The organism is Anaeromassilibacillus sp. SJQ-1 (assembly GCF_046693725.1).
In the GTDB taxonomy this organism is placed as follows: Bacteria; Bacillota; Clostridia; order Oscillospirales; family Acutalibacteraceae; genus Anaeromassilibacillus.
The window spans coordinates 68300-95061 of the sequence record NZ_JBKEIV010000034.1 but is presented as its reverse complement, the minus strand read 5'-3'; the positions used below and the strand labels follow the sequence as shown (position 1 = coordinate 95061).

Annotated in this window: 23 protein-coding genes, 1 other RNA gene and 1 pseudogene; 6 read left to right on the top strand and 19 right to left on the bottom strand. The window is 47.6% G+C overall.

All coding sequences use genetic code 11. From position 1 onward, the window contains the following. From ACGCCZ_RS07935 to ffs, 3 genes are all read right to left on the bottom strand, one after another. The gene (locus ACGCCZ_RS07935; RefSeq protein WP_054323018.1) at positions 1-351 is read right to left on the bottom strand and encodes a YbaB/EbfC family nucleoid-associated protein; all 351 of its coding nucleotides are present in this window, start codon (positions 349-351) and stop codon (positions 1-3) included. Positions 352-450: 99 nt separating this feature from the next. Continuing rightward, entirely contained in the window at positions 451-2085 is a 1635-nt protein-coding gene (dnaX, locus tag ACGCCZ_RS07930; protein ID WP_054323019.1) for a DNA polymerase III subunit gamma/tau, read from the bottom strand. A gap of 197 nt (positions 2086-2282) precedes the next feature. Then, positions 2283-2381: signal recognition particle sRNA small type (gene ffs / locus ACGCCZ_RS07925), an RNA gene on the bottom strand. Positions 2382-2669: 288 nt separating this feature from the next. Between ffs and ACGCCZ_RS07920 the strand changes: the two genes are divergently transcribed. Further along, on the top strand, positions 2670-3455 hold the full coding sequence (locus tag ACGCCZ_RS07920; protein WP_054323021.1) for a YhfC family intramembrane metalloprotease: 786 nt from the start codon (positions 2670-2672) through the stop codon (positions 3453-3455). A gap of 60 nt (positions 3456-3515) precedes the next feature. On the opposite strand, the gene feoB is transcribed toward ACGCCZ_RS07920, so the two are convergent. From feoB to ACGCCZ_RS07905, 3 genes are read right to left on the bottom strand one after another with little or no spacing between them, the layout of a single operon-like run. Next, positions 3516-5372 (bottom strand): ferrous iron transport protein B, encoded by a 1857-nt coding sequence (feoB, locus tag ACGCCZ_RS07915; protein WP_411655741.1) that lies wholly within the window; start codon positions 5370-5372, stop codon positions 3516-3518. 15 nt (positions 5373-5387) lie between these two features. Next, the gene (locus tag ACGCCZ_RS07910; RefSeq protein WP_411655740.1) at positions 5388-5912 is read right to left on the bottom strand and encodes a spore maturation protein; all 525 of its coding nucleotides are present in this window, start codon (positions 5910-5912) and stop codon (positions 5388-5390) included. Next, positions 5905-6486 carry a nucleoside recognition domain-containing protein gene (locus tag ACGCCZ_RS07905; RefSeq protein WP_054323024.1) on the bottom strand — a complete coding sequence of 194 codons (582 nt, stop codon included), beginning with the start codon at positions 6484-6486 and terminating at the stop codon, positions 5905-5907. Before ACGCCZ_RS07905 ends, ACGCCZ_RS07910 begins: the two co-directional genes overlap by 8 nt. Before the next feature lie 167 nt (positions 6487-6653). On the opposite strand from ACGCCZ_RS07905, the gene ACGCCZ_RS07900 reads away from it, so the two are divergent. Beyond that, positions 6654-6905, top strand: coding sequence for an AbrB/MazE/SpoVT family DNA-binding domain-containing protein (locus tag ACGCCZ_RS07900; RefSeq protein WP_054323025.1), 252 nt, complete (start codon positions 6654-6656; stop codon positions 6903-6905). Positions 6906-7182: 277 nt separating this feature from the next. Here ACGCCZ_RS07900 and ACGCCZ_RS07895 read toward each other — a convergent pair whose 3' ends face one another. The 4 genes and pseudogenes from ACGCCZ_RS07895 to ACGCCZ_RS07880 all read right to left on the bottom strand — a co-directional run bounded on the left by ACGCCZ_RS07895 (position 7183) and on the right by ACGCCZ_RS07880 (position 12580). Continuing rightward, entirely contained in the window at positions 7183-10230 is a 3048-nt protein-coding gene (locus tag ACGCCZ_RS07895; RefSeq protein ID WP_411655739.1) for an alpha-amylase family glycosyl hydrolase, read from the bottom strand. A 9-nt stretch (positions 10231-10239) separates the two neighbouring features. Beyond that, positions 10240-10395: pseudogene (locus ACGCCZ_RS07890) on the bottom strand (InlB B-repeat-containing protein); the annotation flags it as partial. Between the two features lie 19 nt (positions 10396-10414). Continuing rightward, positions 10415-10570 carry a hypothetical protein gene (locus ACGCCZ_RS07885; RefSeq protein ID WP_411655738.1) on the bottom strand — a complete coding sequence of 52 codons (156 nt, stop codon included), beginning with the start codon at positions 10568-10570 and terminating at the stop codon, positions 10415-10417. A gap of 321 nt (positions 10571-10891) precedes the next feature. Further along, a complete protein-coding gene (locus ACGCCZ_RS07880; RefSeq protein ID WP_411655737.1) occupies positions 10892-12580 on the bottom strand; it encodes an extracellular solute-binding protein in 1689 nt (562 codons plus the stop codon). Between the two features lie 179 nt (positions 12581-12759). Between ACGCCZ_RS07880 and ACGCCZ_RS07875 the strand changes: the two genes are divergently transcribed. Continuing rightward, the gene (locus ACGCCZ_RS07875; protein WP_085532403.1) at positions 12760-14268 is read left to right on the top strand and encodes a response regulator; all 1509 of its coding nucleotides are present in this window, start codon (positions 12760-12762) and stop codon (positions 14266-14268) included. A 1-nt stretch (position 14269) separates the two neighbouring features. After that, a complete protein-coding gene (locus tag ACGCCZ_RS07870) occupies positions 14270-16000 on the top strand; it encodes a sensor histidine kinase (protein WP_411655736.1) in 1731 nt (576 codons plus the stop codon). Here the strand turns inward: ACGCCZ_RS07870 and ACGCCZ_RS07865 are convergent. From ACGCCZ_RS07865 to ACGCCZ_RS07835, 7 genes are all read right to left on the bottom strand, one after another. After that, positions 15997-16587, bottom strand: coding sequence for a GNAT family N-acetyltransferase (locus ACGCCZ_RS07865; protein ID WP_158088959.1), 591 nt, complete (start codon positions 16585-16587; stop codon positions 15997-15999). The genes ACGCCZ_RS07870 and ACGCCZ_RS07865 overlap by 4 nt on opposite strands. A 312-nt stretch (positions 16588-16899) precedes the next feature. Then, complete coding sequence (locus ACGCCZ_RS07860) at positions 16900-17916, bottom strand: electron transfer flavoprotein subunit alpha/FixB family protein (protein WP_054323170.1); 1017 nt, start codon at positions 17914-17916, stop codon at positions 16900-16902. A 50-nt stretch (positions 17917-17966) separates the two neighbouring features. Next, complete coding sequence (locus ACGCCZ_RS07855; protein ID WP_411655735.1) at positions 17967-18749, bottom strand: electron transfer flavoprotein subunit beta; 783 nt, start codon at positions 18747-18749, stop codon at positions 17967-17969. Positions 18750-18778: 29 nt separating this feature from the next. Further along, positions 18779-19918, bottom strand: coding sequence for an acyl-CoA dehydrogenase (locus tag ACGCCZ_RS07850; RefSeq protein WP_054323033.1), 1140 nt, complete (start codon positions 19916-19918; stop codon positions 18779-18781). 39 nt (positions 19919-19957) lie between these two features. Continuing rightward, entirely contained in the window at positions 19958-20797 is an 840-nt protein-coding gene (locus ACGCCZ_RS07845) for a 3-hydroxyacyl-CoA dehydrogenase family protein (RefSeq protein ID WP_054323034.1), read from the bottom strand. A gap of 93 nt (positions 20798-20890) precedes the next feature. Next, the gene (locus ACGCCZ_RS07840) at positions 20891-21667 is read right to left on the bottom strand and encodes an enoyl-CoA hydratase-related protein (protein WP_085532397.1); all 777 of its coding nucleotides are present in this window, start codon (positions 21665-21667) and stop codon (positions 20891-20893) included. Positions 21668-21688: 21 nt separating this feature from the next. Then, positions 21689-22876 carry an acetyl-CoA C-acetyltransferase gene (locus ACGCCZ_RS07835; protein WP_054323035.1) on the bottom strand — a complete coding sequence of 396 codons (1188 nt, stop codon included), beginning with the start codon at positions 22874-22876 and terminating at the stop codon, positions 21689-21691. A 338-nt stretch (positions 22877-23214) separates the two neighbouring features. Between ACGCCZ_RS07835 and ACGCCZ_RS07830 the strand changes: the two genes are divergently transcribed. Beyond that, a complete protein-coding gene (locus ACGCCZ_RS07830) occupies positions 23215-23382 on the top strand; it encodes a hypothetical protein (protein WP_153802338.1) in 168 nt (55 codons plus the stop codon). Positions 23383-23519: 137 nt separating this feature from the next. After that, complete coding sequence (asnA, locus tag ACGCCZ_RS07825; RefSeq protein WP_411655840.1) at positions 23520-24527, top strand: aspartate--ammonia ligase; 1008 nt, start codon at positions 23520-23522, stop codon at positions 24525-24527. Positions 24528-24699: 172 nt separating this feature from the next. Here the strand turns inward: asnA and glgB are convergent, their stop codons facing one another. Both glgB and ACGCCZ_RS07815 read right to left on the bottom strand, forming a co-directional pair. Next, the gene (glgB, locus tag ACGCCZ_RS07820; RefSeq protein ID WP_411655734.1) at positions 24700-26517 is read right to left on the bottom strand and encodes a 1,4-alpha-glucan branching protein GlgB; all 1818 of its coding nucleotides are present in this window, start codon (positions 26515-26517) and stop codon (positions 24700-24702) included. After that, complete coding sequence (locus ACGCCZ_RS07815) at positions 26484-26627, bottom strand: hypothetical protein (RefSeq protein ID WP_411655733.1); 144 nt, start codon at positions 26625-26627, stop codon at positions 26484-26486. The genes glgB and ACGCCZ_RS07815 overlap by 34 nt, the downstream gene beginning before the upstream one ends. Positions 26628-26762: the final 135 nt, after the last annotated feature.

The following is a 26762-nucleotide window of genomic DNA, read 5'->3' as shown; positions in this document are numbered from 1 at the left end:
TTACAGGAGTCCCGGCATGTTAAAACCGCCGGAAATCTTCTCCATCTTTTCCGCCTTTTCCTCTGAAGCAGAGCGAAGCGCTTCGTTGACCGCTGCACGGACCAAGTCCGCCAACATTTCTACATCCTCTGGATCAACCACTTCGGGTTTGATCTCGATGGACTGCACTTCCAAACTGCCGGTGACCGTTGCCTTAACAGCATCTCCGCCGGAAGTCGCCGTATATAACTTCTTATCCAGCTCTGCGCTGGCTGCGTCCATCTCCTCCTGAATTTTCTGGGCCTGACGAGCCAACTGCTGAATATTTGCAGCACCGCCCCCGCCGTATCCCTGTGGTAATCTTGCCTTCATAAGTCAAAACTCCTTTTCAAAATATTCTTTGCCCTTGCAGGCTTTCTATAACATCAAATTCATGAGAACTGCTTTGTTTGTTCCGTCTACTTACACGATTTATGTCCGTGTCACTGGAATTCCCGCCTCTTCAGCTTCACCAGCTAATTTCAGCAGGGGATCGACTTCCGCCTCTTCCTCTTTTCTGGCGCGATAAGGACCGAGCTTGTACACCCGTCCCGTCACCTGTTGGATTGCTTCGCGCATCTTATCGCGCTGTGCGGATTTTCGAAGCAACTCAAAAGCCATCTCCTTGGCGTCGATCAACACATAATCCCCATTTACATAAGCAGAAGACCCAGTAAACGCCGCAGAAATTGCTACGGAATACTCCTTTAAGATTCGCAGAATTTCCGGCCATTCTGCCAAACGCTTTGCGCCCTCTTCCAACGGCTTTTTGGTTTGGGAAATCTCCGGTGGAGCGATAGAAGCTTGCGCAACCTGTTCCGAAACCACTTCCTGCAAAGAACTTTCCTCGGAAGTTTCTTTCAGGACTGGCTCGGTCGGTTCCTCCGCAACCGGTATTGCCTGCTTTAGGGCTGAAACACCCGGCCGATGAATTCCGCGTTCTAGTGCTTCAATGCGCCGAACCAACGCTGCATTCGAATCATCCAACTCTGGGGAACACAGCTTAATCAAAGCCATTTCCATTTCGACACGGCGGTCACCGCCACGATACATCTTGTCCAACGCACCCTGTAAGGTGTCCAAACTGTGCAAAATCTCCGGGAGAGGAGTTGAAAGCGCCTGCTTTGTCATCCGAGCAAATTCGTCATCCGGCACGGCAAGAATTCCCCGCGCATCCTTCATCGTTTTAATCAGCATTAACCCGCGGTAGTGCGCAGAAAGCTCCTCACAAAGGCGGGCCATATCCTTGGACGCGTTGTACAGTCGGTCAATCGTCTCCAAGGCGGAAGAAGAGTCGTGTCCACGCACAGCCTCAGACAGTGCAAAGAGGTGATCTCTGCCAACCAGCCCCACCGTCTCCTGAACGACCTCCAAGGTGACCTGTTTGCTTCGTCCCAGACATTGATCTAAGAGCGAAAGCGCATCCCGCAAAGCGCCATCCGCTAAACGGGCAAGCAAGAGTCCCGCTTGTTCTTCCAAAACCGCGTTTTCCTGCTCCGCTACATAGGTCAAACGTCCAGCAATTTCCTGTGGGGGAATGCGCCGGAAGTCAAACCGCTGGCACCGGGACAAGATGGTCGCAGGGAGCTTGTGTACTTCCGTAGTTGCTAAAATGAAGATAACATGCTCTGGCGGTTCCTCCAACGTCTTTAAAAGCGCATTAAATGCACCCGTAGAAAGCATGTGCACTTCGTCGATGATATAAACGCGATATTTGGCTGCGGCAGGAGTAAAATTGGCCTCTTCTCGCAGCATACGGATATTGTCCACACCGTTGTTACTGGCCGCATCGATCTCCACAATATCCATCACAGAACCACTTTCGATTCCGCGGCATATCTCACAGTTCCCACACGGGTCGCCGTCGTGCAGATCAAGGCAGTTGACTGCTTTTGCTAGTATTTTTGCGCAGGTGGTCTTTCCTGTTCCACGCGACCCAGTAAACAGATACGCATGTGCAATTCGGCCTGCCATCAACTCATTTTTGAGCGTTATGGTGACCTGCGGCTGTCCCACCACATCTGCAAAAACCTGGGGCCGCCACTTTCGGTACAAAACCTTATACATATGCGCACCTCCCTCTGAATGATCGCGAATGGGAGTTTCCTTTCAAATAATTGTATTTCTGTTCATCTGCTTTCTTCCATGGAATACTCGCATTCTCTTGAAAAACACAATTATTCTCCCGCATCTCAAGACAGTCCGTAAACAAACGGAAAGCAAGGACAGCCGCCTTGCGACGGTATCGTGTAACGGGATATGCAGACGAACAGACCACCTGCATCGCACGGGCCCTTCCGCTTAATGCTGCTCGGTTCCCCGCCTGACATGGTTCACGGCGCTCCGTCGCACAGAGCCCGCCCGCCTGCATATCCTGTTACACGCATTCCTGCCTTGCTTCTCCAGGGATTGTCCCTGACTTGAGATATTATAGCTTATTCTACGCAAAAACGCAAGGCCTTCCTTATATCCTTTTGCAAAAGTTCACAACTTTTCCCTCTGTTAAAGAGCGCTTACGTCCATCTTTATTCATACGGGAAACTTCTGTCGGCCAAGAAAGCTATGAAAAAATTTTTTACTTTCAAAGGGGGCTCCTCTATGTTTTTGAAAAGACCTGTGCTACAATAAGGGTCTAAAGGAGATGAGCTCATATGATTCCTGTTGAAACTATAATTGCCTTTGGTATCTCTTCCTTCTTCACCCTTCTCTTTCCCATCATACTTATGATCGTTTTGGTGGCAAAGCAAAAAATAGCCCCACGCCCTCTGCTGATCGGTATGTTGGCCTTTTTTGTCTCACAGATTTTACTCCGCGTTCCAATCCTCAATGTGCTTTCCACGCAGAGTTGGTTTCTTTCTTTCGCACAGCAGCAGATGATCCTATATCTTGTACTACTTAGCTCCACAGCTGGATTGTTCGAAGAATCGGCCCGCCTCATCGGGGTCAAATGCTTTTGTAAAGAACAGCGCAGCTATCGGGATGCGTTTTCTTTCGGCTTAGGCCACGGCCTGTGTGAGGTCATCCTGCTGGTAGGAATGAGTTCTGTTGGCAACCTGCTCTACTGTGTCATGCTTCAAAATGGCTCCATGGAGGCGGCTTTTGCTGATTCCCCAGATTTGTTGCAGCAAGTCACCACAGCCTTGGCTGCAGTATCCACAACCAGTATTTATCTGGGAATTGTGGAGCGCGTTTCGGCGGTCCTCTTCCATATTTTCGCTACCGTTTTAATTTTCCAAGGCGTCAACCGTGGGCATGCTGGAAGTTATTGGTTGCTCGCCGTTCTCTCCCACACAGTGTTTAACTTAGTCGCGGTCATTCTGGCTCAATACAGCAATGTCTGGATCTGTGAAGGCGTTTTACTTCTTTTAGGATTGTGCGCACTGTTCTATGTTCTACGTACTCGGAAAAATTTTTCGAACGGAGCGCCGTCGATATGAAATGGAACAATTCCAAACAGCCCTGCGGAATAAATCCGCAGGGCTGTTATCCTAATATACTTATGTACAGAAAAACTTTGTCAAGAGGGAGGCTGTCTGATAAAACAAGGCAGACGTGTACCAGGCCACACATAACTGCCAAATGACGCATACCGCTGTCCATCGGATGCTTTTCATCTCCCGGTAAATTGCGGATAGCGCAGCAACACACGGCGTATAAAGCAATACAAACAGCAAAAAAGAACATGCAGAAAGAGGCGTAAAGGCCGCTGCTAATGCACAAGAGAGTTCCATCTCTCCACCATAAAGTATCCCCATGGTGCTGACGACACTCTCTTTGGCTACCAGCCCTGTCAACAAAGAAACGCAAGCCCGCCAATCCGCGAATCCACAGAGCTGGAAAGCCGGTGCAATCGTTTTTCCGATCACAGCCAAGATGCTCTGCGATTGATCGGTCACGAATTGAAACTGAGGGGAAAATGAACGTAGGAACCAAACAAGGATGGTCGCACAGAGCAAAATGGTTCCTGCTCGCAAAAAAAAGTCTTTTACCCGTTCCCAGACATGAATGCGAAGGCTTTTCCAAGTTGGCAATCGGTAAGGGGGTAACTCCATTACAAAAGGCGCATATTCTCCACGTAAAACCGTCGATTTGAAAAACAATGCTGACAATGCTCCCAGGACAACCCCCAGCAGATAAATTGCCAAAATTGCCCACGGGCCATAGTCTGCGAAAAAAGCAGCGATGAATAGTGCATAAACCGGCATTTTGGCACTACACGACATAAAAGGTAAGGTCAAAATGGTAAGACGCCGGTCCTTTTGTTGTTCCAAGATCCGGGTTCCCATCACTGCTGGAACCGTACATCCGAACCCCATCAAAAGTGGTACAAAAGCTTTTCCAGACAATCCAAGCTTTCGCATCGGCGCATCCATAATGAATGCCGCCCGCGTCATATAACCACTATCCTCCAAAAGAGATAGCAAAAAAAAGAGCAGGATAATCTGCGGCAAAAACGTTGCTACTGCGCTCAAGCCGGAAAAGATTCCATCCATTACGAGACTGCGTACCCAATCCGATGCGCCCGCTGATAGAAGCATCCGTTCCATCCAAGCAGAACAGACATCAAAGCCTTTGGAAAGTCCGTTGGACAAAAAAGAACCAACACTTCCAAATGTTAGTACGAAAATCAGGGTGAGCAGAAGAAAGAACAATGGAATTGCCAAAAGTCGGTGTGTCGCAAGGGCATCAATTCGGTCACTTAAACTTTTTTCCGGCCGCGGTGCCTGCCAAAATCCCTGTTTCACGGCACTTTCAGCAGCATCATAACGTTTTTTGGCCAAAAGCACATCATAGTCGGGCATGTCCGGCGACGGCAATATATAGGGGCATGCGGTTTGCGCTTGAGGTTGATCTGCATAGCGGAGTATTTCTGAAAGAAGGCTGTCCATTCCCAAGCCTGTCGCTGCTGAAATGGGGACTACAGGAACCCCCAGAACTTTTTCCAATATCCCACAATCCACCCTGTCCCCATGTTTCTGCAATTCATCCATCATATTAAGTGCAACAATCACAGGCAGCTTTCGTTCCAAAAGCTGCATCGTTAGGTACAGATTTCGTTCTGGATTGGTAGCATCTACTACATCGACGACCACTTCTGCTTCTTTTTCATGCAAAAAACGGTCCGCAATTGCCTCCTCTGGCGAATAGGGATATAAGGAATAAACGCCAGGTAAATCCGTGATCATCAAAAGACGATCTCCGGTCAGACATTGCCCCGTCCTTTTCTCGACCGTAACACCGGGCCAATTTCCTACATATTGGTTATCTCCGGTTAAACGGTTAAAGAGTGTTGTTTTTCCACAATTTGGATTTCCTGCCAATAATACGCGGATAGAGTTTTGTTTTTCCTGCATCCTCTTTTCCCCCTATTACGTCCCAAAGAACGCACGCACAACCAATCCAGCGACCAGAAAGGCCGTTAAATCAGCAACCAATGCAGCCGGTATGGTGTGTCTCGTCTTCTGGATCTGAGCGGCTCCGTAGTAGACCGCAATACAATAGAAAGTTGTCTCCGTGGAGCCAGCCATCACGGATGCAACTCGCCCGGCAAAGCTATCTGGACCACTTTCCCCAAAGATCTGGGTCAGAAGGGCCGTAGCACCACTTCCCGAAATCGGTTTAATCAGCGCTAGAGGCAATACATTTGCTGGAATGCCCAAGAATTTTGCCACAGGAGCTAAAAACGAGGAGAAGAGATCCAACGCTCCTGAGGCGCTCAACATCGTAACCGCCATGATCAGTCCCACCAGTGTCGGGAGAATCGAAAAACAGGAGTGCAAACCTTCTGTTGCGCCTTCTACAAAAGTATCGAATACGGGTACGCGACGTATCACCCCAAACAAAACCATCAACAAAACGGCCATTGGCACTACATAAATTCCCAATTTATCCAATGGAAAAACCCTCCATCAGTTTTGCCGCCAAAAGGCCTGCAGCCAACGCAATAGCGGAAACCACCCAAACTGCCGGTAGAATATCAAATGGCGTCGTGGAACCATACTGCGCCCGTAATGTCCCCATAAAAGTCGGGATTAGTTGCAGCGACGCCGTATTCAAAACCACAAACATCACCATCGAATTATTCGCCACCTTGGAACCGTGGTTTTGCGCTGCCATCTCCTTCATAGCGGCCAATCCCATGGGTGTTGCGGCGTTTCCCAGCCCCAAGAGATTCGCTGTAATGTTCATACAGATTGCCTTCGCCGCTGGGCTTTCCGGCGGATACGCTGGAAACAGCCGCCGAAGCACGGGGCCCAATACATGGGATAGGATAGCAGTGAGGCCACCTGCATCTGCAATCTTCATCAGGCCCGTCCAGGCACACATCATACCCATCATGCCCAAGATCAACTGTACGGCATTTCCCGCTCCCGCTAGCACAGCTTCTGACAATTGTTGCATGCGACCTGTTGCACAAGCACATAAGACACTCACTGCAATCATAGCTGCCCATACTTTGTTCAGCATTCTTTCCCCTCCAACCCATCGCGTTCTATTCCAATCTGTATTCGAATTTAATAACGTATAGTATATTTTTTGCCTTGAATAGATTGACAAAAATGGTAAAAAATGTTACCATCTTTACAGGAAGTGACAAAACTTCCAAAATCATCCATAAAGGAGGACTTTCTATTTTGAAATCGACAGGAATTGTCCGTAAAGTTGACGAGCTTGGGCGAATTGTGCTGCCAAAAGAACTGCGCAGTACTTTAAATATTCAAGAAAAGGACCCTTTGGAGATTTTTGTTGAGGATTCTGACATCATTCTGCGGAAATATCAGCCAGCATGTATTTTCTGTAACAGTCTCGTCAACATTACCACCTATCGCGGACACAACATCTGTCAAAACTGCCTGAAGAAGCTCGCAAGTCTTTCGCAGGATTGATCTGGATGAGGCCCTCGTTCGGGTTTATAGACCAAAAACAGCGCGGCCCTCTAGACTGCGCTGTTTTGATTGACTTATTAAAAATTCTGTCATTAAAATACCTGAAATCCCTACAGCGGTCGATGAGTATCTCTCCGCTGTAGGGATTCGTTTTTCCAATAGCAGTAACGATGTGTCTGTGTATCCTATGAACTTAGGACAGGAGAAAGAAATCGGATGGTAAACCTATAAAATTTCCATTACAGCTAAGTACAAACTTTTACTTTATAGCCATATGTCAGGCAACCGTCACCACGCAATGGCGCTGCGGCATTTCACCGGGCATCTGTGTATAGATTCCTGCGCTTTGTCCAGGAGCCCCGACTGACCAAATACGGAAATAGTAGTCATTTCCTACTTTGGCCACGAACTGTGTCTGAAATACCGTTCCATCGCCTACCGTAAAGGAAGGTACAGCCGTGCTGCCATTGGTCACCGTCATCTTGAAGCAATAGGCACTGCCACGCTTCAATGAGAATGGTAGAGTGGTATCAGAAACAACCGAACGTACAGTCGATGTGGTTGTACCCTGTATCGTGGAGGGAATTGCCACCGCTGTAGCGGTTGCTGGATTCTCATACCGGTCTTTTGAATTGGAACCACTGGAATGGGAACCATGATGAACCGTCGTGTCCTTTTTTTCCAAGCGATCGTATGCATTCTGTAGTTCTTCTCCCATCGCATCCACTGCAGCCTGGTCGTCCTCGCTCAAATCCGGGTCATTTACCATCGCTTTTGCAGCTTCGAGTACGCTGCGGAACGCCGCCACGCTTTGTGCGGTAAAGCGGTTTAAGTCGATATTTTCCATAGAAGTAATCAATGCACGAAGAGCGTCCTTATTGGCCACTTTGCGCATAGCGGATAAAGCTTCAACCAACGCAGTAGCCGCTTGATCTACTGCTTCTTGGGTTGCATCCCGGTCCTTTGCCACGTCTTGTGCAGATTTCAATGCCTGGGCCAGTTCTGCCTTTCCCTCTTCAATAAAATCATCCAGATTCAGGCCTTTTGCCGTAGCGATGACCGTTTCCAATTCAGAAATATCTGCTCTGCGCACCAAAGCGAGCATCGCCTGTTCCAAAGCATCCGCTACTTCTACGATCTCGTCCTCCATAGCGTTTTCATCTTCTAAAACATCCTGTGCATCTGTGAGGGCAATACGGAATTCCTTATTATAGGCGGAAGTAAACTCGTTGAGATCAATCCGTTCTGCAATCTTCACCAATTCTTCGAGGTACTTTTTATCTCCCTTGACAAAATCAATGCAGTGCAAAGCATCCAGCAATTCACTCCACGCTTGGTCGATTTGTGTCTGTGTGACGGTTAAATTCTGATCGATTTCCTGCGCTTGTGCAATGGCCTTCTCGAGCGCTTCCAGGACTGCCGGCACGATTGCATCTTTATCTGCTTCTTTCAATGCCTTCTGTGCGATCTCTAGGGTTGTCCGAAGGATGCGCTTATCCACTACGTTAAAAGCAAAAATCGAATGCATTTTTTCACTTGGATTCAATTCATAAGTATAAACTGCACTGTCATCGAAGGTCATGTCCTCGCCATCGACTTGGACGCCAGCGATCTCTTTGCCCTTTACAAGTGGCTTGAATTCCAGTGAAACATCCCGATCCTCAACGTCTGCCGTATACCTGCCAACCAGATCCGCAAGTTTTTGTTCTTCGCCGTCAACAGACAATGTCACATTGTTGCTATATACCACGCTATACTGACCGGGCTTCACGTCTCCGGAAAGGACCACCGTGCTGTATGGTGCGATTGTCAGCTGGCCATCTTTTAGCTCTGACACTGTATCCACACGGAACTTCTTCAAGAGATGGCTAAACGAGCCAAATACCTCGTCGGGGTTCACCGTAACTGTCACGGTTTCTCCGGTTAAATTGGTAGCTACCAAAACACTATCGTCCTGCGTCATGCGGATGTAGGCGGCCACTCCGTCGTTGCCGGTCTTATATTCCGCCACGTCGCCATCCTTTAAAGCACGAATCTCATTGCGCCAACTCAACAGTTCTTTATAGTGGTTCAGCATGGAGTCAGGTTGATCGACCTGCGCTTCTACAGAGGTTTCTCCACCCAAGCTGTACTTGTTTTCCCCATTGAGCCAATCCGTCAAACCTTCTCCTTCATTGCTCTCATACCACGGCATAGGCTCACATATATTCTGGCCGGGTTTCATGCCCTCCAAGCCAACTTCTTCGCCATAGTAAATAAAGGTGTTTCCTGGCAATGTCAAGTACAGAGAAGCCGCTGTCTTAGCATGGTCTTTATTGCCTTCCATCACGCTCATGGTGCGGTTCTGGTCATGGTTGGTCAGGAAGGTACAATCCTCGAACTCCCCATTGGAGGCAAAACCAAACTTATCAAACACCTCGCAAAGCTCAGCCACCAAGTCGCCGTTTTCTTCGTTTTGCGCGGCCTCTAACAGCTCGCTCGCTAAACTGAAATCAAAAGTATTTTGCAGAGCACCTTCTTGTACAAATGGAACCATGCGGTCCGTATTCTCTTCCCAGACTTCTCCCACTAGGAAAACATCCGGATTGACTTCTTCCATTCCTGCGCGGAATTCTTTCCACCAGGCTGCATTCTTGTCTGCAATCGCCGGAGTATACATTGTGTCGAGATAGTCGCCATAGATATGGCGGGCGGCATCCAATCGGAATCCATCCACGCCCTTTTCCAGCCAGAACTGGCCAGCCTGGATCATTTCTTCATGTACAGCTGGGTTGTCGTAATTCAGATCCGGCACACCACCGCCAAAGATCCCTAGATAACGGTAACCAGGGGCTAAATCGGACTTTTGCCAGACGCGTTTGTTCCCGGAATGGGCATCATCCGTCGCATTATTGTCCTTGTCCTCATCGTAGTCTGTGCTCTTTTCAATCTTAAAGTAGTCTCGATATGGACTCGTCTCCGGATTGCTGATTGCATCAATAAACCACGGATTATTTCGCCCACAGTGGTTGACTACCAAGTCCATAATAACTTTGATTCCATGCTCATGTGCTACATCCAACATGTTCTCAAAGTCTTCCATCGTGCCATAGTCCTGTTCCACACTATAATAATCGACTGTATCATAGCCGTGGTAACTGCCGGACTCCGTAACTGGCATCAACCAAATACCGGTGATCCCCAAATCCTGCAAATAATCCATCTTGCTGGCAAGACCATTGAAATCGCCGATCCCGTCGCCATCGGAATCGCAGAAGGCACGTACAAAGATCTCATAAAAATTATCCGAAGGTTGTTCGTCAATTCCATCGGTCGGGATTTCCACCCAGTTTGCATAGACGGTAAGATTCTCAGTGACCGGCGTGTCAATATAGAAGAGACTCCCCTCCCCGTTGGGTTTTGTATACCACCCTCGAAACGCATAACCGGGTTTTGATGGATTCTCCGGAAGAAGAACCGTTTCTCCAACGGTTGTCTGAACCGGCGTCAGTTCAGAACCTCCTTGGGAATCAAATGTTACTGTGACAACCTCTTCTGTGGAAGTGGAAACGGTTGTCCCGAATCCCCTCTACCTGCTCCTGTGCAGCCATTCCAACGGAACAAGTGGAAGATGCCATCATAACAGCCAACAACAGGGCGATTATCTTTTTACTCATTTTTGACATTTTTAACCCCTCCTTATCACATGTTTTCTCAGTAAGCCCACCCAGAAGCTACCCTCCTTCTCTTTCAAATTCCATTTTTTCATAAGCCCGGTGGCCTTACCTTTCGAATTCGTTATCGCTTTTTGTTCAACGAATTCATCTGTTATTCGGTGATTTTATTATAAATTGAAGGAGTTCACCAGTAAATATAAAAAAAATCCAATATATATTAGATTTTCATGCATTTTATATGTCGCGCTTTTTTTATAAAGTCTTTCGTGTTATGATAAACAAGAAAGTAGGAGCATACCAATCGATGGTATGCTCCTAGGGAAAAACAACTTATTCATTTTGTGTTTTATATCGGTTGACCTCCTCTGTGATCTGCTCGCCGCCAGATGACAGCCATTCTTCTACAAATATATCGAAGGTATCCAGCGGCCTTTCCCCTGTAACAATCCGCAACATTGTCTGCTGTTCCAGTTCCTCTAGCTCTGGCAGGTTTTTCTGTATACTGTCTGTCTGACGGACAAATACGGGGCTGATCGTTACAAGTGGGGTTTCTAAGAGAAGTTGATACGCCTCCACGCGGGATTTATAAGTTTCCCAATCTTCTGGAGAGGGAACATTCCCCTCTTGGACGGCTTGAAGATAGGCAGTAGCCTTCCGCAAAGTTGCCTTTTGCCCAGCGCTCATCTCATCTTCACGTATTTCTCCTTTGAGCGCTTTTTCTAATACAGCTCCGGAGCGAATAAAGGAATCGTCATAGCCAATATGCATATTCAACAGCATCCCATCTTTATTGAGCTGTTCAGTGAATTCCGGCTCCTTATCCTGTACATAGTCAAACTGAACGCTTGCCATCTTAACTGCTATTTCTGGATGAGAATACCCTTTGCGCACGACGATATAACTACTGTTTGGATTCCCTTCAAACATCGTCACCTCCCCTTCCGTATTTTTCGGGACGATATAGGGTGTCCAATCCGCCTGTGGATTTTTCAATAAGGAATCGGGAAGGATTTCACTACTCCAATAATTGCCAAAGAATGCACCACAGATTCCATTTGTCAACAGTTCTTGACAGTCTTCCTCTGTACGTAAGAGAAACTGCTGGTCCAAAAGACCTTCCTGGTACAATTTGGTCACTTCTTCCAAGGCATCTTTCATCTCTGGCTGAATAGAACCGTAGACCACACTGCCATCGGTTCGCTCGATCCATTGTTTTGGAAAAGCTCCATAAAGAGTAAAAACACTATTTAACATATACAATCCGCCGGAATCTCCAGCAATTTCCGGACTACATAAAAGCCCTACGGTTTTGCCGGCTCCATTTCCACCAGGATCTTCTTCAACAAAGCGTCGAAGGATCTCTTCAATATCTTCCATTGTCACTGGAGCTGCCAAACCAAGTTTTTCCATCCAATCCTTACGCAACCACAAAATCCCAGGGCCGTGCGACATTTCTGTCGTGGGTAGAGCCATTAATCGCCCATCAAATGTGGCTGCTTCCAAACACTTGCCGCCATAAGACGCATAAATCTCCTTGATAGGATCGCTGGCACAATCCTCATAAGCCTCTGTTAAATCTGCGATCTGTCCGGTTTCATACAATCGCAAAAGTTGTTGTTCGTTGACCGTCATAATATCCGGTATTTCGCCGCTTACAATGGCCATAGAGACCTTTTGTTGAAAATCCTCCTCGTTACGAACGTCAAATGCGTTGGTAAACTGGATGTTCAAAAAGTCTGCTAAAAAACGCTGGTAAGTCCATACATCTTCACGGACCGCCTGTTCCAAAGTATAGCCATTCCTTTTTCGTCCAACTGTGCAGGCCACTGGCTCCGGATATTTTCCAAATGGAGTATGCTGCGCTGTCTCCCAAGAGAGCTCCCCCTCTTGCTCTTCTGCTACAGGAGGATGTATAGATTCTTTTTGAGGTTGTTCTGCTAGATCGCATCCAACCAGTACCCCCAGCATTAAAAGCATCAACCACGCACATATCCTGCATCTATGGTTTGATCGTTTCATGCAATATCCCCCTTTTCTCCACATATCATGATATTTATTATATAAGGGGACCGAAGGCCAAAAACTACCTCTGCGAAATTTTACAAAATTTCTTTCCTCCGCCGTGGATGTTTGTTCGATTAAACCCATTGAAATCATCTTGAAAAATAGATCTATTTTTCCAAAAGGAGGTTTTTGTAATGCTACAGATGTTGATCGTTGATGATGAATTGGAAGAACGAGAAGGGATCCTGTTTCTGTTACAAAAATACCAATTTGACATTTCAACCACACAGGCTCCCAATGGAAAAATTGCCCTAGAGTATCTCCAGGAACATCCTGTGGATATTTTATTTACAGATGTCCGAATGCCCTTTATGGATGGATTGACTCTTGCCAAAGAGGCCCTCACCATACAGCCAGAAATCCGCATCATTCTCTTCAGCGGATTCAGTGAATTTGAATACGCCAAAACGGCTATGTCGTTAGGCGTACGGGAATACATATTAAAGCCAGTCAATATTCAAGAATTTTGTACAGTCATCCAGCGTGTTTGTGAAGAAGTTCTCTCCCGCCGCATGGAAAAGGAACGCGATAGTCAGAGGCTAGCTTATGCGAGAGAACATCTCCTTTACTCACTTGTCAATGGTATTCCCTTCCACACGCTCATGGCGGACGCAGGAGCGCTATTCGATCTCTCTTTTTTGTTTCAGTATACCAATATGCTACTTTTGGAATTCAACCGCGATTTCTTCGAACACGCAGGTATTGGTATTGTTGAAGAACTCAAGCAGCAATTGACAATCCCATTTGACTATCTCAATTTGAATCCCTGCCAAAGCCTATTGTTTTTCCCTCATGCGGCTGGAAGAACGGACTGGCCCTCTTTAGCTGCGGATTTACGAAGGGCCATTCGCCGTCGCTATCAGGCAGACTGTTATCTAGCTTACAGTGAGGATTTCTCAGAGCCGTCTGCAATTCCTACCATATTCGAATCATTGGAACAGGCAATGGAAAAGCGCTTTTTCCTGCCCAATACCTATATCTTTTCAACATCTGTAGCTTCGCCTCGCTCGGAGGCTTTTTTACAGGATGAATCTACTCTCTTTGAATCCATCGAGCAAGCGCTGCAGGAACATCATCTGGACCTGGTTCGTCAAAACATTCATACCCTTTGTGAAAAGTACGCGGGGCAGACCAATTTTTCTCATCTGTATGTAAAATTCCTCTTTTCTAATCTGTTGCGGGACATCTCCCTTTCCTGGGCACATTTTCCAGAAGAGGTACTTTTTAAAAAGGTAGAGGCAATTTACCGCAGCAACAGCTATCACGAAATCGAAAATATATTGGATAAAAGCTTGGACGAATCTCCGCAGAGCTTCCCTACTTCCTCCAACTACGTTGAGACTGTAAAGCGATACATCAGTAAGCATTACGATCAGGAACTCAATTTGGAGAGTCTGGCAGAAATTGTCTATCTATCACCTCGCTATTTGAGTTCCATCTTCAAAAAAGAAACGGGTTGCGGCTTAAACAAATATATTAAAGCATTTCGTATGGAAAAGGCCAGAGACCTTTTGGAACACACGCATATGAAGGTTGTTGCTATCTGTGACGCCGTTGGCTACACCAATGTTTCCTATTTCATTCAGAGTTTTCGAGAGTATTTTGGAAGTAGTCCCGAGAAATTCCGACAAAAGGAAGATTAATATGAAATCCCCCATCCAATTATTGAAAGATTTAACATTTCGTAAAAAGATATTGATGTGTTCTTTACTGGTGAGTATCATCCCGGTGACCATTCTGGGAGCTTTTTGCTATCAACAGACAAAAGATCTTCTCGTCGCACAGGAGGAAGCCAATCTACAGACTTCTCTCCAACAAGCTGCAGCCTCGTTGGATAACCAAATTCAAATTTATAACAATCTTTCCGATTATTTAGCTTTCGATACCGATTTAAACGATGCAGCTAATCGAGTTTACAGCAATTATATGGAACTCTACGACGTTTATACAGAGACGATTTCTCCCTTGTTCCTTTCTATGAAGAATTTACACGATGGAGTCGAACGTATTACCCTATATTCTGGAACCAACATGGAAAAACATGGCGATATGGTCATACCTCTCGCAGAAGCTAGATCGGAACTCTGGTATGATGTGAGTATCCATTCTTCTACAATCAACTGGTTCTCCCCCACGAAAGGTACCATTTGTTCTGTCCGTCGTATGCCGGACCCCTATTACCGTGGAAATTCTATCGAAAATCTTCTGTACATTGGCATTCAATCGGAAAAACTCTTTTCCCCTCTACAAGAACTCTCTAAAAACGCATGCGGGATCTATCTTGTCGATTCAGCAGGACAAACAATCTACGCGCAGGATTTTTCAGGTCTGGACACAGCCAATATTCCTCCAGTAGAGATTGTTCTAGGAACGCCCTCATCATCTGTCCACTGGAATCGCATGGAGTATAGTGTCATCTCTTCAAAGATTCCCTCCTGCAATTGGAATGTCTATTTGTACAAGCCCATTCACCTGATTACAGATGCGGCTACTCCTATTGTCTTGACGGTTCTATTGATTATTCTGATTTGTTTAGTTCTGGTTGTTCTAATCGGTTGGCTGCTCTCTTACGCTGTAGTCAATCGCATTGAAAAACTTCGTAAGGCCATGCAAAAGGTGGAGGCTGGCAATCTGGAAGTGACCATCACAAGCGAGTCCCACGATGAAGTGGGAGACCTCATTCGCAGCTTTCAAAGAATGCTACATGAAATCAATGCATTAATCAATGAAGTGTACACAGGAAAGTTGGCCCAAAAAGAAGCCGAAATGCGCGCTCTTCAGGCCCAGATCAATCCACATTTTCTATATAACTGCCTTTCCCTCATCAATTGGCGAGCCATACGCGCAAACGCTCCGGATATCAGTGAGATGGCACAACTGCTCTCTACGTTCTATCGGACAACACTCAACAAAGGAAAAAAGGTCACTACGGTCGCCGATGAACTCAAAAACACACGTTCTTATATCGACATTCAACGGATTATGCATAGTAATCAATTCCATGCAATCTATGACATTGAGGAAAGCCTCTATTCCGATTGGATGCTCAACCTTCTTTTACAGCCATTGGTCGAAAACGCAATTATCCATGGAGTGGATCAACGCCCTGAAGGCGGAGGAACCGTCCGAATTACTGCAACACAAAAAAAAGACACCATCGTCTTTACCGTAGAAGACAATGGTGTAGGGATTAATCCGCAAATCCTTCCAAATCTATTGACACAGGATTCCGATGGGTACGGTATCAAAAATGTACATGAACGTGTTCAACTCTATTATGGCAAGGAGTATGGACTACAGTTGGAAAGCAAACAAAATGTTGGCACACGTGTTACCCTTACGATTCCCGCTTGTCCAAAAGAATGTCACAATTAACGACTCAACCAATAACAAGTTTGCTTTGAAATCGATAGCCCTAACTTTTGCTGTAGACTCGTAGAAGCAGCATTCCCCAGAATAATTTGTCCATATGGGGTCCATCCTTTTTCCAACATCCGGTTGATTGCATACGACTCCAATGCAAAAGCCAATCCGCAACGACGATATTCTGGCAGAATCTCCAAAAGGCCCAAGGACCCTTCCGCATGCATACCGATAAATCCAGCCGGTTTTCCATCGATAAACATGCCATACATGGTTCCAGAACGCAGGCGTCCTTTGATATAGTCCTCATCCGTTACCATCTGGTAATGCTCCTGTACAAAAAGTTGATAGGATTCATCCAATGGACGAACTTGCCCTTTCTGTTCGGTCTCCGGCAAAAAAGTCTGCTTAAAATAGGCAGCTTGGTGACAACGTTCCCCTAGGGACAACCCCAATTCTTCCGATACAAATTCTTCATAAAACTCTTGGTGACAAACCAACAGTTCCGCGCCCTGCATGAGAGGAAGGCACTCTTCAACAACCGCTTTCGTTTCTGCACTGAGCATAAATGTACCCGACGGCTCATCTCGAAGTAGCACACCTCTTTCCCCCACATACAAACACGTTGCGTTTCCGCGCCGGATACATTCCAACATGTCAATATGAAGCAGCTGATCCCTTTCTAAAAAATGAGCCGCACACTCGGATGATAACATCGTATCTCTCCTCTCGTCTAGTTTCGTGTTGCATGATACAAAAAGAGGGTGTCCCAAAACTACGAATTTTTCGATTCATAGGAAAGGGCATCCTCTTTCTGTTTGGAAAAATATCTGCGTTTCTAAAAAACGAGGGTATCCTGAAGTCATTTCATGACTTTTGGGACACCCTCCGCTTTTTCAAGAAAAAACTACTTATGCGTTGCGCAGAGCCAACTCTTCCTTGAGCTTCTCCGTGAAGATCGGCAGAATCTTGGTGACATCGCCAACAATGCCATAATCCGCCACTTCAAAGATCGGCGCATTCTCATCCTTGTTGATCGCAACGATCACATCGGAATCCTCCATGCCGGCCAAGTGCTGGATAGCACCGGAGATGCCGCAAGCGATGTAAAGGTTCGGGCGAACCGTCTTACCAGTCTGGCCAACCTGTACATCCTTCTCTGCCCAGCCTGCGTCCACACAAGCTCTGGACGCACTTACTTCACCGCCGAGAACATCTGCCAAATCACGCAGAAGTTTGAAGTTCTCCGGGCAACCCATACCACGGCCACCGGAAACCAAAATCTTGGCATCCTGGATGTCGATCTTATCGCTGACCTTCTTGACAACGTTAAGCACTTCAACATACTTGTTGTTCTTCTCGAACGCCAGATCATACTTCTCGACCGAAGCCTCTGCACCGTCGATCGGCTTAATCTTCTGCATAACGCCGGGACGAACCGTTGCCATCTGCGGACGATGCTCCGGGCAAAGGATGGTCGCCATGATGTTGCCGCCGAATGCCGGGCGAGTCATCTTCAGATTCTTCGTATCCGGATCGATTTCCAACTTCGTGCAGTCTGCAGTCAGGCCAGTGTGTACACGAGCGGACACACGCGGTGCCAAGTCACGGCCGATTGCTGTTGCGCCATAAAGTACCACAGCGGGCTTGTACTTTTCAATCACATTGTACATTGCATGTGCATAAGGCTCTGTAGTGTAGGGCTCCAATGCCTCATTATCCACCAGAATGATCTTATCCGCACCATAACGGGCAAGCTTCGGGCAAAGATCTTCTACCTGATAGCCAAGCAGAACAGCGGTAACCTCTGTACCCAAGTCTGCGGCAAGCTCCTTTCCTTTGCCGAGCAACTCATAAGAAACACCAGTGATTTTATGATCCACCTGCTGGACGAATACAAATACGCCCTGATAATCCTGTAAATTCATTTTTTGCTCACCACTTTCAATATTCTCAGTTGTCATCACAAACTACAAAATTAAATAATGAACTTTTCCTTGAGCTTCTCGATCATGTAGTTGGCAGACTCTTCCGGGTCCAGCTGGACAACTGTGCCAGCTGCCTTCAAGCTCTTCGTGAACGTCTGGAACACTCTGGTGGGTAAGCCCTTCAGGCCGATATTCGCCTGGTCAACTGTGATGTCTTTCAGGCCCCAAACCTTGACTTCTTTCTCTCTGTATGCATCAAAGATGCCGCCGGGCGTCATATAGCGCGGCTTGTTCATCTCGCTCAGTGCGGTGATCAGGCAGGGCATCTTTGCCTTTACGGTATGATAACGATCTTCATACTGGCGCTTAACGATCACGGAATCGCCCTCGACCTGGATGTCCTCTGCATAGCTGATGTTCGGGATGCCGAGATGCTCAGAGATCTGCGGTCCAACCTGAGCCGTATCGCCATCAATGGCCTGACGGCCCGTAATGATGAGATCATAATCGAGATTCTTGATCGCCGCGGCAATTGTTGTGGAGGTTGCCCAAGTGTCAGCGCCACCGAAAGCTCTGTCGGAAACCAAGATTGCCTCGTCCGCGCCCATTGCCAGTGCTTCGCGCAAAGCAGCATCCGCCTGTGCTGGGCCCATGGAAAGCACAGTCACATGTGCACCAATGGAATCCTTCAAACGGAGAGCAGCTTCGAGACCTGCTTTATCGTCCGGGTTGATGATGCTCGGTACACCTTCACGAATCAGGGTACCGGTCACCGGGTCAAGTTTCACTTCGTTGGTATTTGGAACTTGCTTAATGCAAACTACGATATTCAAAGATTTTCACTCCTTCTGGCCTTTATCGACTATTTAATTACATTAGAGGAGATGACCATGCGCTGTACTTCGCTGGTGCCTTCATAAATTTCCGTGATCTTAGCGTCACGCATCATGCGCTCGACCGGGTACTCTCTCGTGTAACCATAGCCGCCGTGGAGCTGTACCGCCTTGGTGGTCACTTCCATCGCGACTTCTGCAGCGTACAACTTTGCCATTGCTGCCTCGACGGAGAAGCGCTTCTTTGTATCCTTCGCAATCGCTGCGCGATAAACCAGATAACGAGCAGCCTCTACCTTGGTCGCCATGTCGGCGATCTGGAACTGCGTATTCTGGAACTTCGCAATCGGACGGCCGAACTGCTTTCTTTCCTTCACATAGGCAATCGTTTCCTCCAACGCGCCCTCAGCAATGCCCAGCGCCTGTGCCGCGATGCCGATACGACCGCCATCCAGTGTGGTCATTGCAATTCCAAAGCCCTTGCCTTCCTGGCCAAGGAGGTTCTCTTTTGGAACGATGCAGTTCTCAAAGATCAGCTCTGTGGTAGCAGAACCACGGATGCCCATCTTCTTCTCTTTTGTACCAATGCGGAAGCCCGGGAAATCCTTCTCAACGATAAACGCAGAGATGCCCTTGGTGCCTTTGCTCTTATCCGTCATTGCAAAGATGATATATATATCTGCCTCGCCACCATTTGTGATGAAAATCTTGCTGCCGTTGAGGACATAGTGGTCACCCTCCAGGACAGCCTTCGTCTGCTGGCCGGAAGCATCCGTGCCTGCGCCGGGCTCGGTCAAGCCGAATGCGCCCAACAACTCGCCAGAAGCCAGCGGACGCAGATACTTTTCCTTCTGTGCCGGAGTACCAAACTTCTTAATTGGGTCTGTGCCCAGAGAAGTATGAGCAGAAACGATAACACCCGTGGTTGCACAAACCTTGGAGAGTTCTTCGACACACAGCACATAGGTGAGTGTGTCGCAGCCCTGGCCGCCGAATTCCTTCGGCTGCGGAATTCCCATGAAACCGAGCTTCTGCATCTTTTCAACGGTTGCTCTCGGGAAATGTTCCGTTTCGTCAACTTCCTGTGCAAGAGGTTTTACTTCATTCTCCGCAAACTCCTTAAAGAGCGTACGGGCCATTTCTTGTTCTTTGCTCAGTACGAAATCCATACCTGTTCCTCCAAATTAAAATTTACGCCAAATCGTTTCTTATTTGGTGTAATCGTAGAATCCCTTACCAGTTTTCTGGCCGAGCTTGCCAGCACGAACCATCTTTCTGAGCAGCGGATGCGGACGGTACTTCGGATCGCCCGTTTCAGACTGCAAAACTTCCATAATGGCCAAGCAAACGTCCAAACCAATCAGGTCGCCCAAAGCGAGCGGTCCCATCGGATGATTTGCGCCGAGCTTCATGGCGGTGTCAATGCCTTCTACGGAAGCAACGCCGTCAGCATAGATGCCGACTGCTTCATTAATCATCGGAATCAAAATACGGTTGACAACAAAACCAGCAGCCTCATTGACCTGAACCGGGGTCTTGCCGATAGACTCGGAAACCTCGATGACTTTCTTCACGGTCTCGGGGCAAGTGGTCTCGCCTGCAATGACCTCAACCAGCTTCATAACCGGAGCCGGATTGAAGAAATGCATGCCGACAACGGCTCTATCAAGGCCATTGGAGATTTCTGTGATAGAGAGGGAGGAAGTATTGGTTGCAAAGATGCAATCCTTCTTGCAGATGCCTTCCAGCTGCTTGAAGATCTCCTTCTTCAGTTCCATCTTCTCCAAAGCAGCCTCTACAACGAGGTCGCAATCTGCTACGATTTCATTCGTGCCAGTGGTGATCTTTGCCAGGATTGCATCCGCAGCAGCCTGCTCCATCTTGCCTTTTGCAACTCTCTTATTGAGTCCCTTTGCAATCTTTGCCTTGCCGTTTTCAGCCCACTCTGCCTTCACGTCGCAGAGCATTACTTCATAGCCTTCTGTCTGAGCAAACGCCTGTGCGATGCCGGAGCCCATGGTTCCTGCGCCGATAACACCAATTTTCATAGTAGAAACCTCCTGTTAAATCTTTATTATGTTGGCCCGCACCGGTATCGCCTTCCTTTTGAACGCGATGCCGGTGCGGAATGTAAATACAAATTATTTATTGACAAACGGCTCGGGCTTGCGCTTCTCAACAAACGCCGTCATGCCGTTTTTCTGATCCTGCGTCTCGAAGCAGCTGCCGAACAACTTCTCTTCGATGACAATTGCCTCATCCATGTTGACCTGAAGGCCATCGTTGACCGCCTTCTTGCAAGCACGGACAGCGATCGGCGCATTGGCAGCAATTCTCTCCGCCAGCTTCATTGCAGCAGGCATAAGTTCCTCTGCCGGATACACGGCATTGACTAGACCCAGGCTGAGAGCTTCCGGCGCCTTGACCTTTGTGCCAGCATAGATCATTTCCTTTGCCTTACCCACGTTGATGGTACGGGCCAGACGCTGTGTGCCACCAAAGCCAGGAGTAATGCCCAGGCCTGTCTCCGGCTGTGCAAAAACAGCATTCTCCGCTGCCAAACGGATGTCGCAGCTCAGGGAAAGCTCACAGCCTCCGCCGAGTGCAAAGCCGTTTACTGCGGCGATCACCGGGATCGGCAGGGTTTCAATTTTACGGAACACATCGTTGCCCTTTTTGCCGAAGGCCTCTCCTTCTGCTTTGGTCAACGTGCTCATCTCACCGATGTCTGCACCGGCGACAAAAGACTTCTGACCAGCGCCTGTAATAATCAGGCAGCGGGTGGAATCCAGATCAATTGCATCCAAAGCAGCGTCGAGATCCGCCAAAACTTCGGAATTCAATGCATTCAAAGCCTTCTCACGGTCGATCGTCAGCACGCCGACGAAGCCATTCTGCTCATATTTAATATAGCTCATCGTCTTAACGCTCCCAGCTTCTTATTTGTAGTTCTTCACAATGGAGGCAACGCCCATACCGCCGCCGACGCACAGCGTAGCGAGGCCATAGTTGGAACCTCTCTTCTGCATCTCATGCAGCAGGGTAACCAGGATACGGCAGCCAGAAGCGCCAACCGGATGGCCCAGAGCAATTGCACCGCCGTTGACGTTGACCTTCGCCATATCGAAGTTGAGGTCCTTTGCAACGGCCAAAGACTGCGCTGCAAATGCCTCGTTTGCCTCGATCAGGTCCATATCCTCCACCTTGAGGTTTGCCTTTGCCATTGCCTTCTTTGTAGCAGCAACCGGGCCAATACCCATGATGGATGGCTCAACACCTGCGGAAGCGCCGGTAACCCACTCAGCCATCGGGGTGACACCCAGCTCCTTTGCCTTCTCTTCGCTCATCACAACGATTGCAGCTGCGCCATCGTTAATGCCGGAAGCATTTGCCGCCGTAACCGTGCCGCCATCGGGCTTAAATGCCGGGCGAAGCTTTGCAATGCCCTCAGCGGTAACGCCTGCACGCGGACCCTCATCCTTTGCAAACATAACGGTTTCCTTCTTAACCTTTACCGGAACCGGAACAATCTCATCGTCAAAACGGCCTTCTGCCTGTGCCTTCTCGCACTTCTGCTGGCTGCAAGCAGCAAATTCGTCCTGCATCTCGCGGGTCAGGCCGTACTTTTCCGCAACATTCTCAGCAGTGATGCCCATGTGATAACCGTTGAATGCATCCCACAGTGCATCGTTCACCATGGTGTCGATCATGGTAGCATTGTTCATGCGATAGCCAAAACGAGCCTTGGTCAACGCATACGGAGCGGAGGACATGTTCTCCATACCACCAGCGACCACGATGTCTGCCTCGCCAGCTTCGATCATCGCAGCAGCCATGTTCACACACTTCAGGCCGGAACCGCAAACGTTGTTCAACGTCAAAGCCGGAACCTCGATCGGGATACCTGCATTGACAGCAGCCTGACGCGCAACGTTCTGGCCCAGAGCAGCCTGCAGAACGCAGCCCATCAAAACCTCATCAACCTGGTCGGGAGCAACGTTTGCTCTCTTGAGAGCCTCTTTGATCACGATGGAGCCAAGTGTGGCAGCCGGAACATTTGCCAGTGCACCGCCCATCTTACCGATTGCAGTACGCACAGCACCTGCTAATACGATTTTCTTAGACATGATTTTGTTCCTCCATTTCATAATTCACTAACCCGATCCACCAAAAGTTTCACAGGTCAATCTTCTAATAATTTATTGCATGTTAAATATATCACAATCAAATCGAATATGCAAGGGATTCTAATACGATTTCGAGGAAATTTATCATTCTTGTTACAAATTCGCCACTTTCTGTATTTCCGTTGCTCAGCTTCGTTCAAATTGCCGAAATCGGCTGTTCTCAGAAATACCCTTTCCATGCTTCTTTTGTATGAAAGAAGGCGGTTTTGTAAAAGATAGGATCAGATGAAGGATTCTTTCCCTATACACACCGATTTCGAGAAAGGAAGGCGCCGCACATGGAGGATCAGCTTTACGACTTTTTAAGGGAGCATCAGGAGGTACAACGTTTCTTTATGTCACTGCCGGGGCCTCTGCAAGACGCTATGACGGGAAGCAGCCCCACTACGCCGCAGACGAAAGCCTATGTATCCTATATAAATCTCCTGTTAGAACCAGAAAAATGAAACTTCTTCCCTTTAGGATTGCAAAAAATCCCATTTTGGTTTATAATAAGGCGTAAATTTTGCACGTTCAGCAGCGGTATCCCTCTTATACTGGTCTTCCGCGCTGTCATTTGAGAAAGGATGAACCAAGCATGGATTTGAGCAACCTGATTTTACCTAAGGATTACACATCAAAGCTCGATATTATAGAGACCGAAGTCGCAATTAAGCTTGCAAAGGATACCTTTGAGCGTGAGCTGGCCGCAGCCCTCTCCCTCACCCGCGTGTCTGCCCCCCTCTTTGTACGCCCGGAAACTGGCTTAAATGACGACTTAAACGGTGTGGAACGCCCTGTCCAATTTGATGTTGCAGACATCCATGCCGATGTTCAAATCGTCCACTCTCTTGCCAAGTGGAAACGGATGGCCCTTGCCCGCTATGGGTTCCGTGCAGACACGGGCCTCTATACGGATATGAATGCGATTCGCCGGGACGAGGAACTCGACAACCTCCACTCTGTCTATGTCGATCAGTGGGATTGGGAGCGCGTCATCACGGCTGAGGAACGCAACATGGAAACATTACAAAACGCTGTTCGATCCATTATGGGTGTCTTACATAAAACGCAGGCGGTTCTTACCGAGCGTTTTCCCATTTTAGATTCCTATATTCCCGAGGAAATCACATTTGTAACCAGCCAGGAACTGGAAGACCGTTATCCAGATCTGACCCCAAAGCAGCGGGAAGATGCCGCGGCAAGGGAATATGGCGCAGTATTTATCTCCCAAATCGGTGGAGCATTGAAATCCGGCAAGCCTCATGATGGCCGCGCGCCGGACTACGACGATTGGTCTCTCAATGGCGACATCATCATTTGGTATCCGGTTTTGAATCGCGCCCTGGAGCTCTCTTCCATGGGGATTCGCGTGGATGCAGAAGCCCTGCGCCATCAGCTTGCCGCAGCAGGCTGTGAAGAACGCGCCCGGTTGCCCTTCCACAGCATGTTATTGGAAGGGCGGTTGCCACTCACCATGGGGGGCGGCATCGGGCAGTCCCGCATATGCATGGCGCTATTGGAAAAGGCACATATCGGCGAAGTACAGGCCTCTGTCTGGCCGGATAGCATGCGGAATGCCTGCGAAGGGTATGCCATTCATTTGCTATAAAAAGTTACGAAGAACTTTACAGATCGATCAAGGGAGGGTGTCCCAAAAGTAATGAAATGACTTCAGGATACCCTCGTTTTTTAGAAATCCAGATATTTTTCCAGACAGAAAAAGGATGCCCCTTTCCTATGAATCGAACGATTCGTAGTTTTGGGGCATCCTCTTTTTGTCCTTATTCCCTTCCCTCAGGTAATTCTTCTGTTGGCTGTTTTTCCTTTTGCGCACTTTGATGTGTTCGGCCAATTGGTTTAACCGGCTGCATCCGAGGTACGGTGGTATCAATCCGTTTGATGATACACGAGGCAAATGGCGCCAGGTTGATGTCCAGATAATATTTTCCGCTCTGGAGCTGTGTGCGCAATTCCCCCTCATTCGTCTTTCCTTTTCCACCAAAATGCAGTTCATCCGTATTCAGCATCTCCGCATATATCCCATAATGGTCCACCATCAGCGGATAATGCATATGCATGCGATTGGAAAAGTTCAAGGCAATGTACAGCTCTTCCTTTGCTAAATCACTCCGCTTGTACGCAAACACACAGCGGCTTGCATCGTTCACATCCAACCATTGAAAGCTCTTTGCATGATATTCCTCTTGATAAAGGGCGCTCTCTTCTAGGTAGAGATGTTGCAATGTCTGGAGATAATTCCAGAATGCGTCATGGGCAGGATAGGTCAACAAATTCCAACCAAGTTCCTTTTGCTCGTCCCATTCCTTAAACTCCGCCAATTCGTTTCCCATAAAATTGAGTTTTTTCCCAGGATGGGTAAACATATAAAGATACAACGTGCGAAGTTGATGGAATTTTTCTTCGTAATTTCCTGCAATTTTATCAATAATCGTCTTTTTTCCATGTACGACCTCGTCATGTGAAAACGGCAACAAAAAAATATCATTGTAAAAATAGCTCATGGAGAAGCTGATTTTTGTGTGTACGCCGGATCGCTGTACCGGAGGAACCGCCAAGTAGTCGAGCGTATCATTCATCCAGCCAAGGTCCCATTTGTAGTCAAACCCCAATCCCCCGTATTCCACCGGCGCCGTGACCTTCAAATAATTGGAGGAATCTTCTGCAATTAACATCACGTTGGGATGACGTTTTTGAATCGCATAATTACAGGTTTTTAAAAACCAAATCCCTGTTTCATTGACTGCGTCATTGGGATTGCCCTTGTGATAAATTAGGTTTGCAACCGCATCATACCGTACTCCGTCAAAGTGGTAATATGTGAGCCAAAAGTCGATTGCTGAACGTAAAAAACTAATCACATGGGGCTTTGAATAATCGAAGAGGACTGTTCCCCACTCGCTGTACCGTTGATCCTCATATTCGCTCTCATAGACGAATCCGCCGTCAAATTGATGCAGCGCATAAAAGTCAGAGACAAAATGAGTAGGGACAAAGTCCATAATGACACCGATTCCCTGCTCATGGCATTGGTTTACAAAATGCATCAGCTGTTTTGGGGTTCCATACCGGCTGGTAGCGCTAAAATATCCCGTCACTTGATACCCCCAGGACCCGTCAAAAGGATGTTCTGTCAAAGGAAGTAACTCTATGTGGGTATATCCCATCTTTTTGACATAAGGAATCAACAGCTCAGCCAATTCATCATAGCGATAAAAACGTGCATCCTTCGGGGCGTCTTTGACCTTCCAAGAACCGGCATGTACTTCGTAGATATTCAATGGTTTATTGTAGTTCTTATCACGGGTGGTCATCCATTTTCCATCTGTCCAAGGAAAATGATTCAGGTTGTACACATACGAGGCGGTGTTTGGCCGCAACTCACTGTAAAAGGCAAACGGGTCCGCCCGATCATACACCTCCCCCTTCGCCGTAAAGATCCGGTATTTGTACATATCCATTTCCTGAATTCCTTGAACAAAAATGGTCCAAACACCGGAAGGCATCCGCTCCATATCGTAACCGGTCCAACCATTAAACGAACCAATCAACATGACGCGAGAAGCATTCGGCGCATACACCGTAAAGCGCGCGCCATCTTGATCGTATTCATGGCTAAAATGTGCGCCAAATCCTGATAGCCATCCAGAGATGCCCCTTGGAGATAAGCATCAATCCTTCTGAAATCCATCCAAGACTCCCCTCTCTCTAGAAACGATCTGTTTCTTTTTTATAGCCAGATCAAAAATTCTTATCGTTCATAATATAACATATTTCACAAAAAAAATCTATATCATTACAATTTTATAAGCAAACCATTCTGCTT

Coding starts and splice junctions, on each gene's coding strand:
- ACGCCZ_RS07935 (WP_054323018.1), bottom strand. CDS start 351: ATGAAGGCAAGATTACCACAGGGATACGGCGGGGGCGGTGCTGCAAAT.
- dnaX (WP_054323019.1), bottom strand. CDS start 2,085: ATGTATAAGGTTTTGTACCGAAAGTGGCGGCCCCAGGTTTTTGCAGAT.
- ACGCCZ_RS07920 (WP_054323021.1), top strand. CDS start 2,670: ATGATTCCTGTTGAAACTATAATTGCCTTTGGTATCTCTTCCTTCTTC.
- feoB (WP_411655741.1), bottom strand. CDS start 5,372: ATGCAGGAAAAACAAAACTCTATCCGCGTATTATTGGCAGGAAATCCA.
- ACGCCZ_RS07905 (WP_054323024.1), bottom strand. CDS start 6,486: ATGCTGAACAAAGTATGGGCAGCTATGATTGCAGTGAGTGTCTTATGT.
- ACGCCZ_RS07885 (WP_411655738.1), bottom strand. CDS start 10,570: ATGTCAAAAATGAGTAAAAAGATAATCGCCCTGTTGTTGGCTGTTATG.
- ACGCCZ_RS07880 (WP_411655737.1), bottom strand. CDS start 12,580: ATGAAACGATCAAACCATAGATGCAGGATATGTGCGTGGTTGATGCTT.
- ACGCCZ_RS07875 (WP_085532403.1), top strand. CDS start 12,760: ATGCTACAGATGTTGATCGTTGATGATGAATTGGAAGAACGAGAAGGG.
- ACGCCZ_RS07870 (WP_411655736.1), top strand. CDS start 14,270: ATGAAATCCCCCATCCAATTATTGAAAGATTTAACATTTCGTAAAAAG.
- ACGCCZ_RS07860 (WP_054323170.1), bottom strand. CDS start 17,916: ATGAATTTACAGGATTATCAGGGCGTATTTGTATTCGTCCAGCAGGTG.
- ACGCCZ_RS07850 (WP_054323033.1), bottom strand. CDS start 19,918: ATGGATTTCGTACTGAGCAAAGAACAAGAAATGGCCCGTACGCTCTTT.
- ACGCCZ_RS07845 (WP_054323034.1), bottom strand. CDS start 20,797: ATGAAAATTGGTGTTATCGGCGCAGGAACCATGGGCTCCGGCATCGCA.
- ACGCCZ_RS07840 (WP_085532397.1), bottom strand. CDS start 21,667: ATGAGCTATATTAAATATGAGCAGAATGGCTTCGTCGGCGTGCTGACG.
- ACGCCZ_RS07835 (WP_054323035.1), bottom strand. CDS start 22,876: ATGTCTAAGAAAATCGTATTAGCAGGTGCTGTGCGTACTGCAATCGGT.
- ACGCCZ_RS07830 (WP_153802338.1), top strand. CDS start 23,215: ATGGAGGATCAGCTTTACGACTTTTTAAGGGAGCATCAGGAGGTACAA.
- ACGCCZ_RS07815 (WP_411655733.1), bottom strand. CDS start 26,627: ATGGATTTCAGAAGGATTGATGCTTATCTCCAAGGGGCATCTCTGGAT.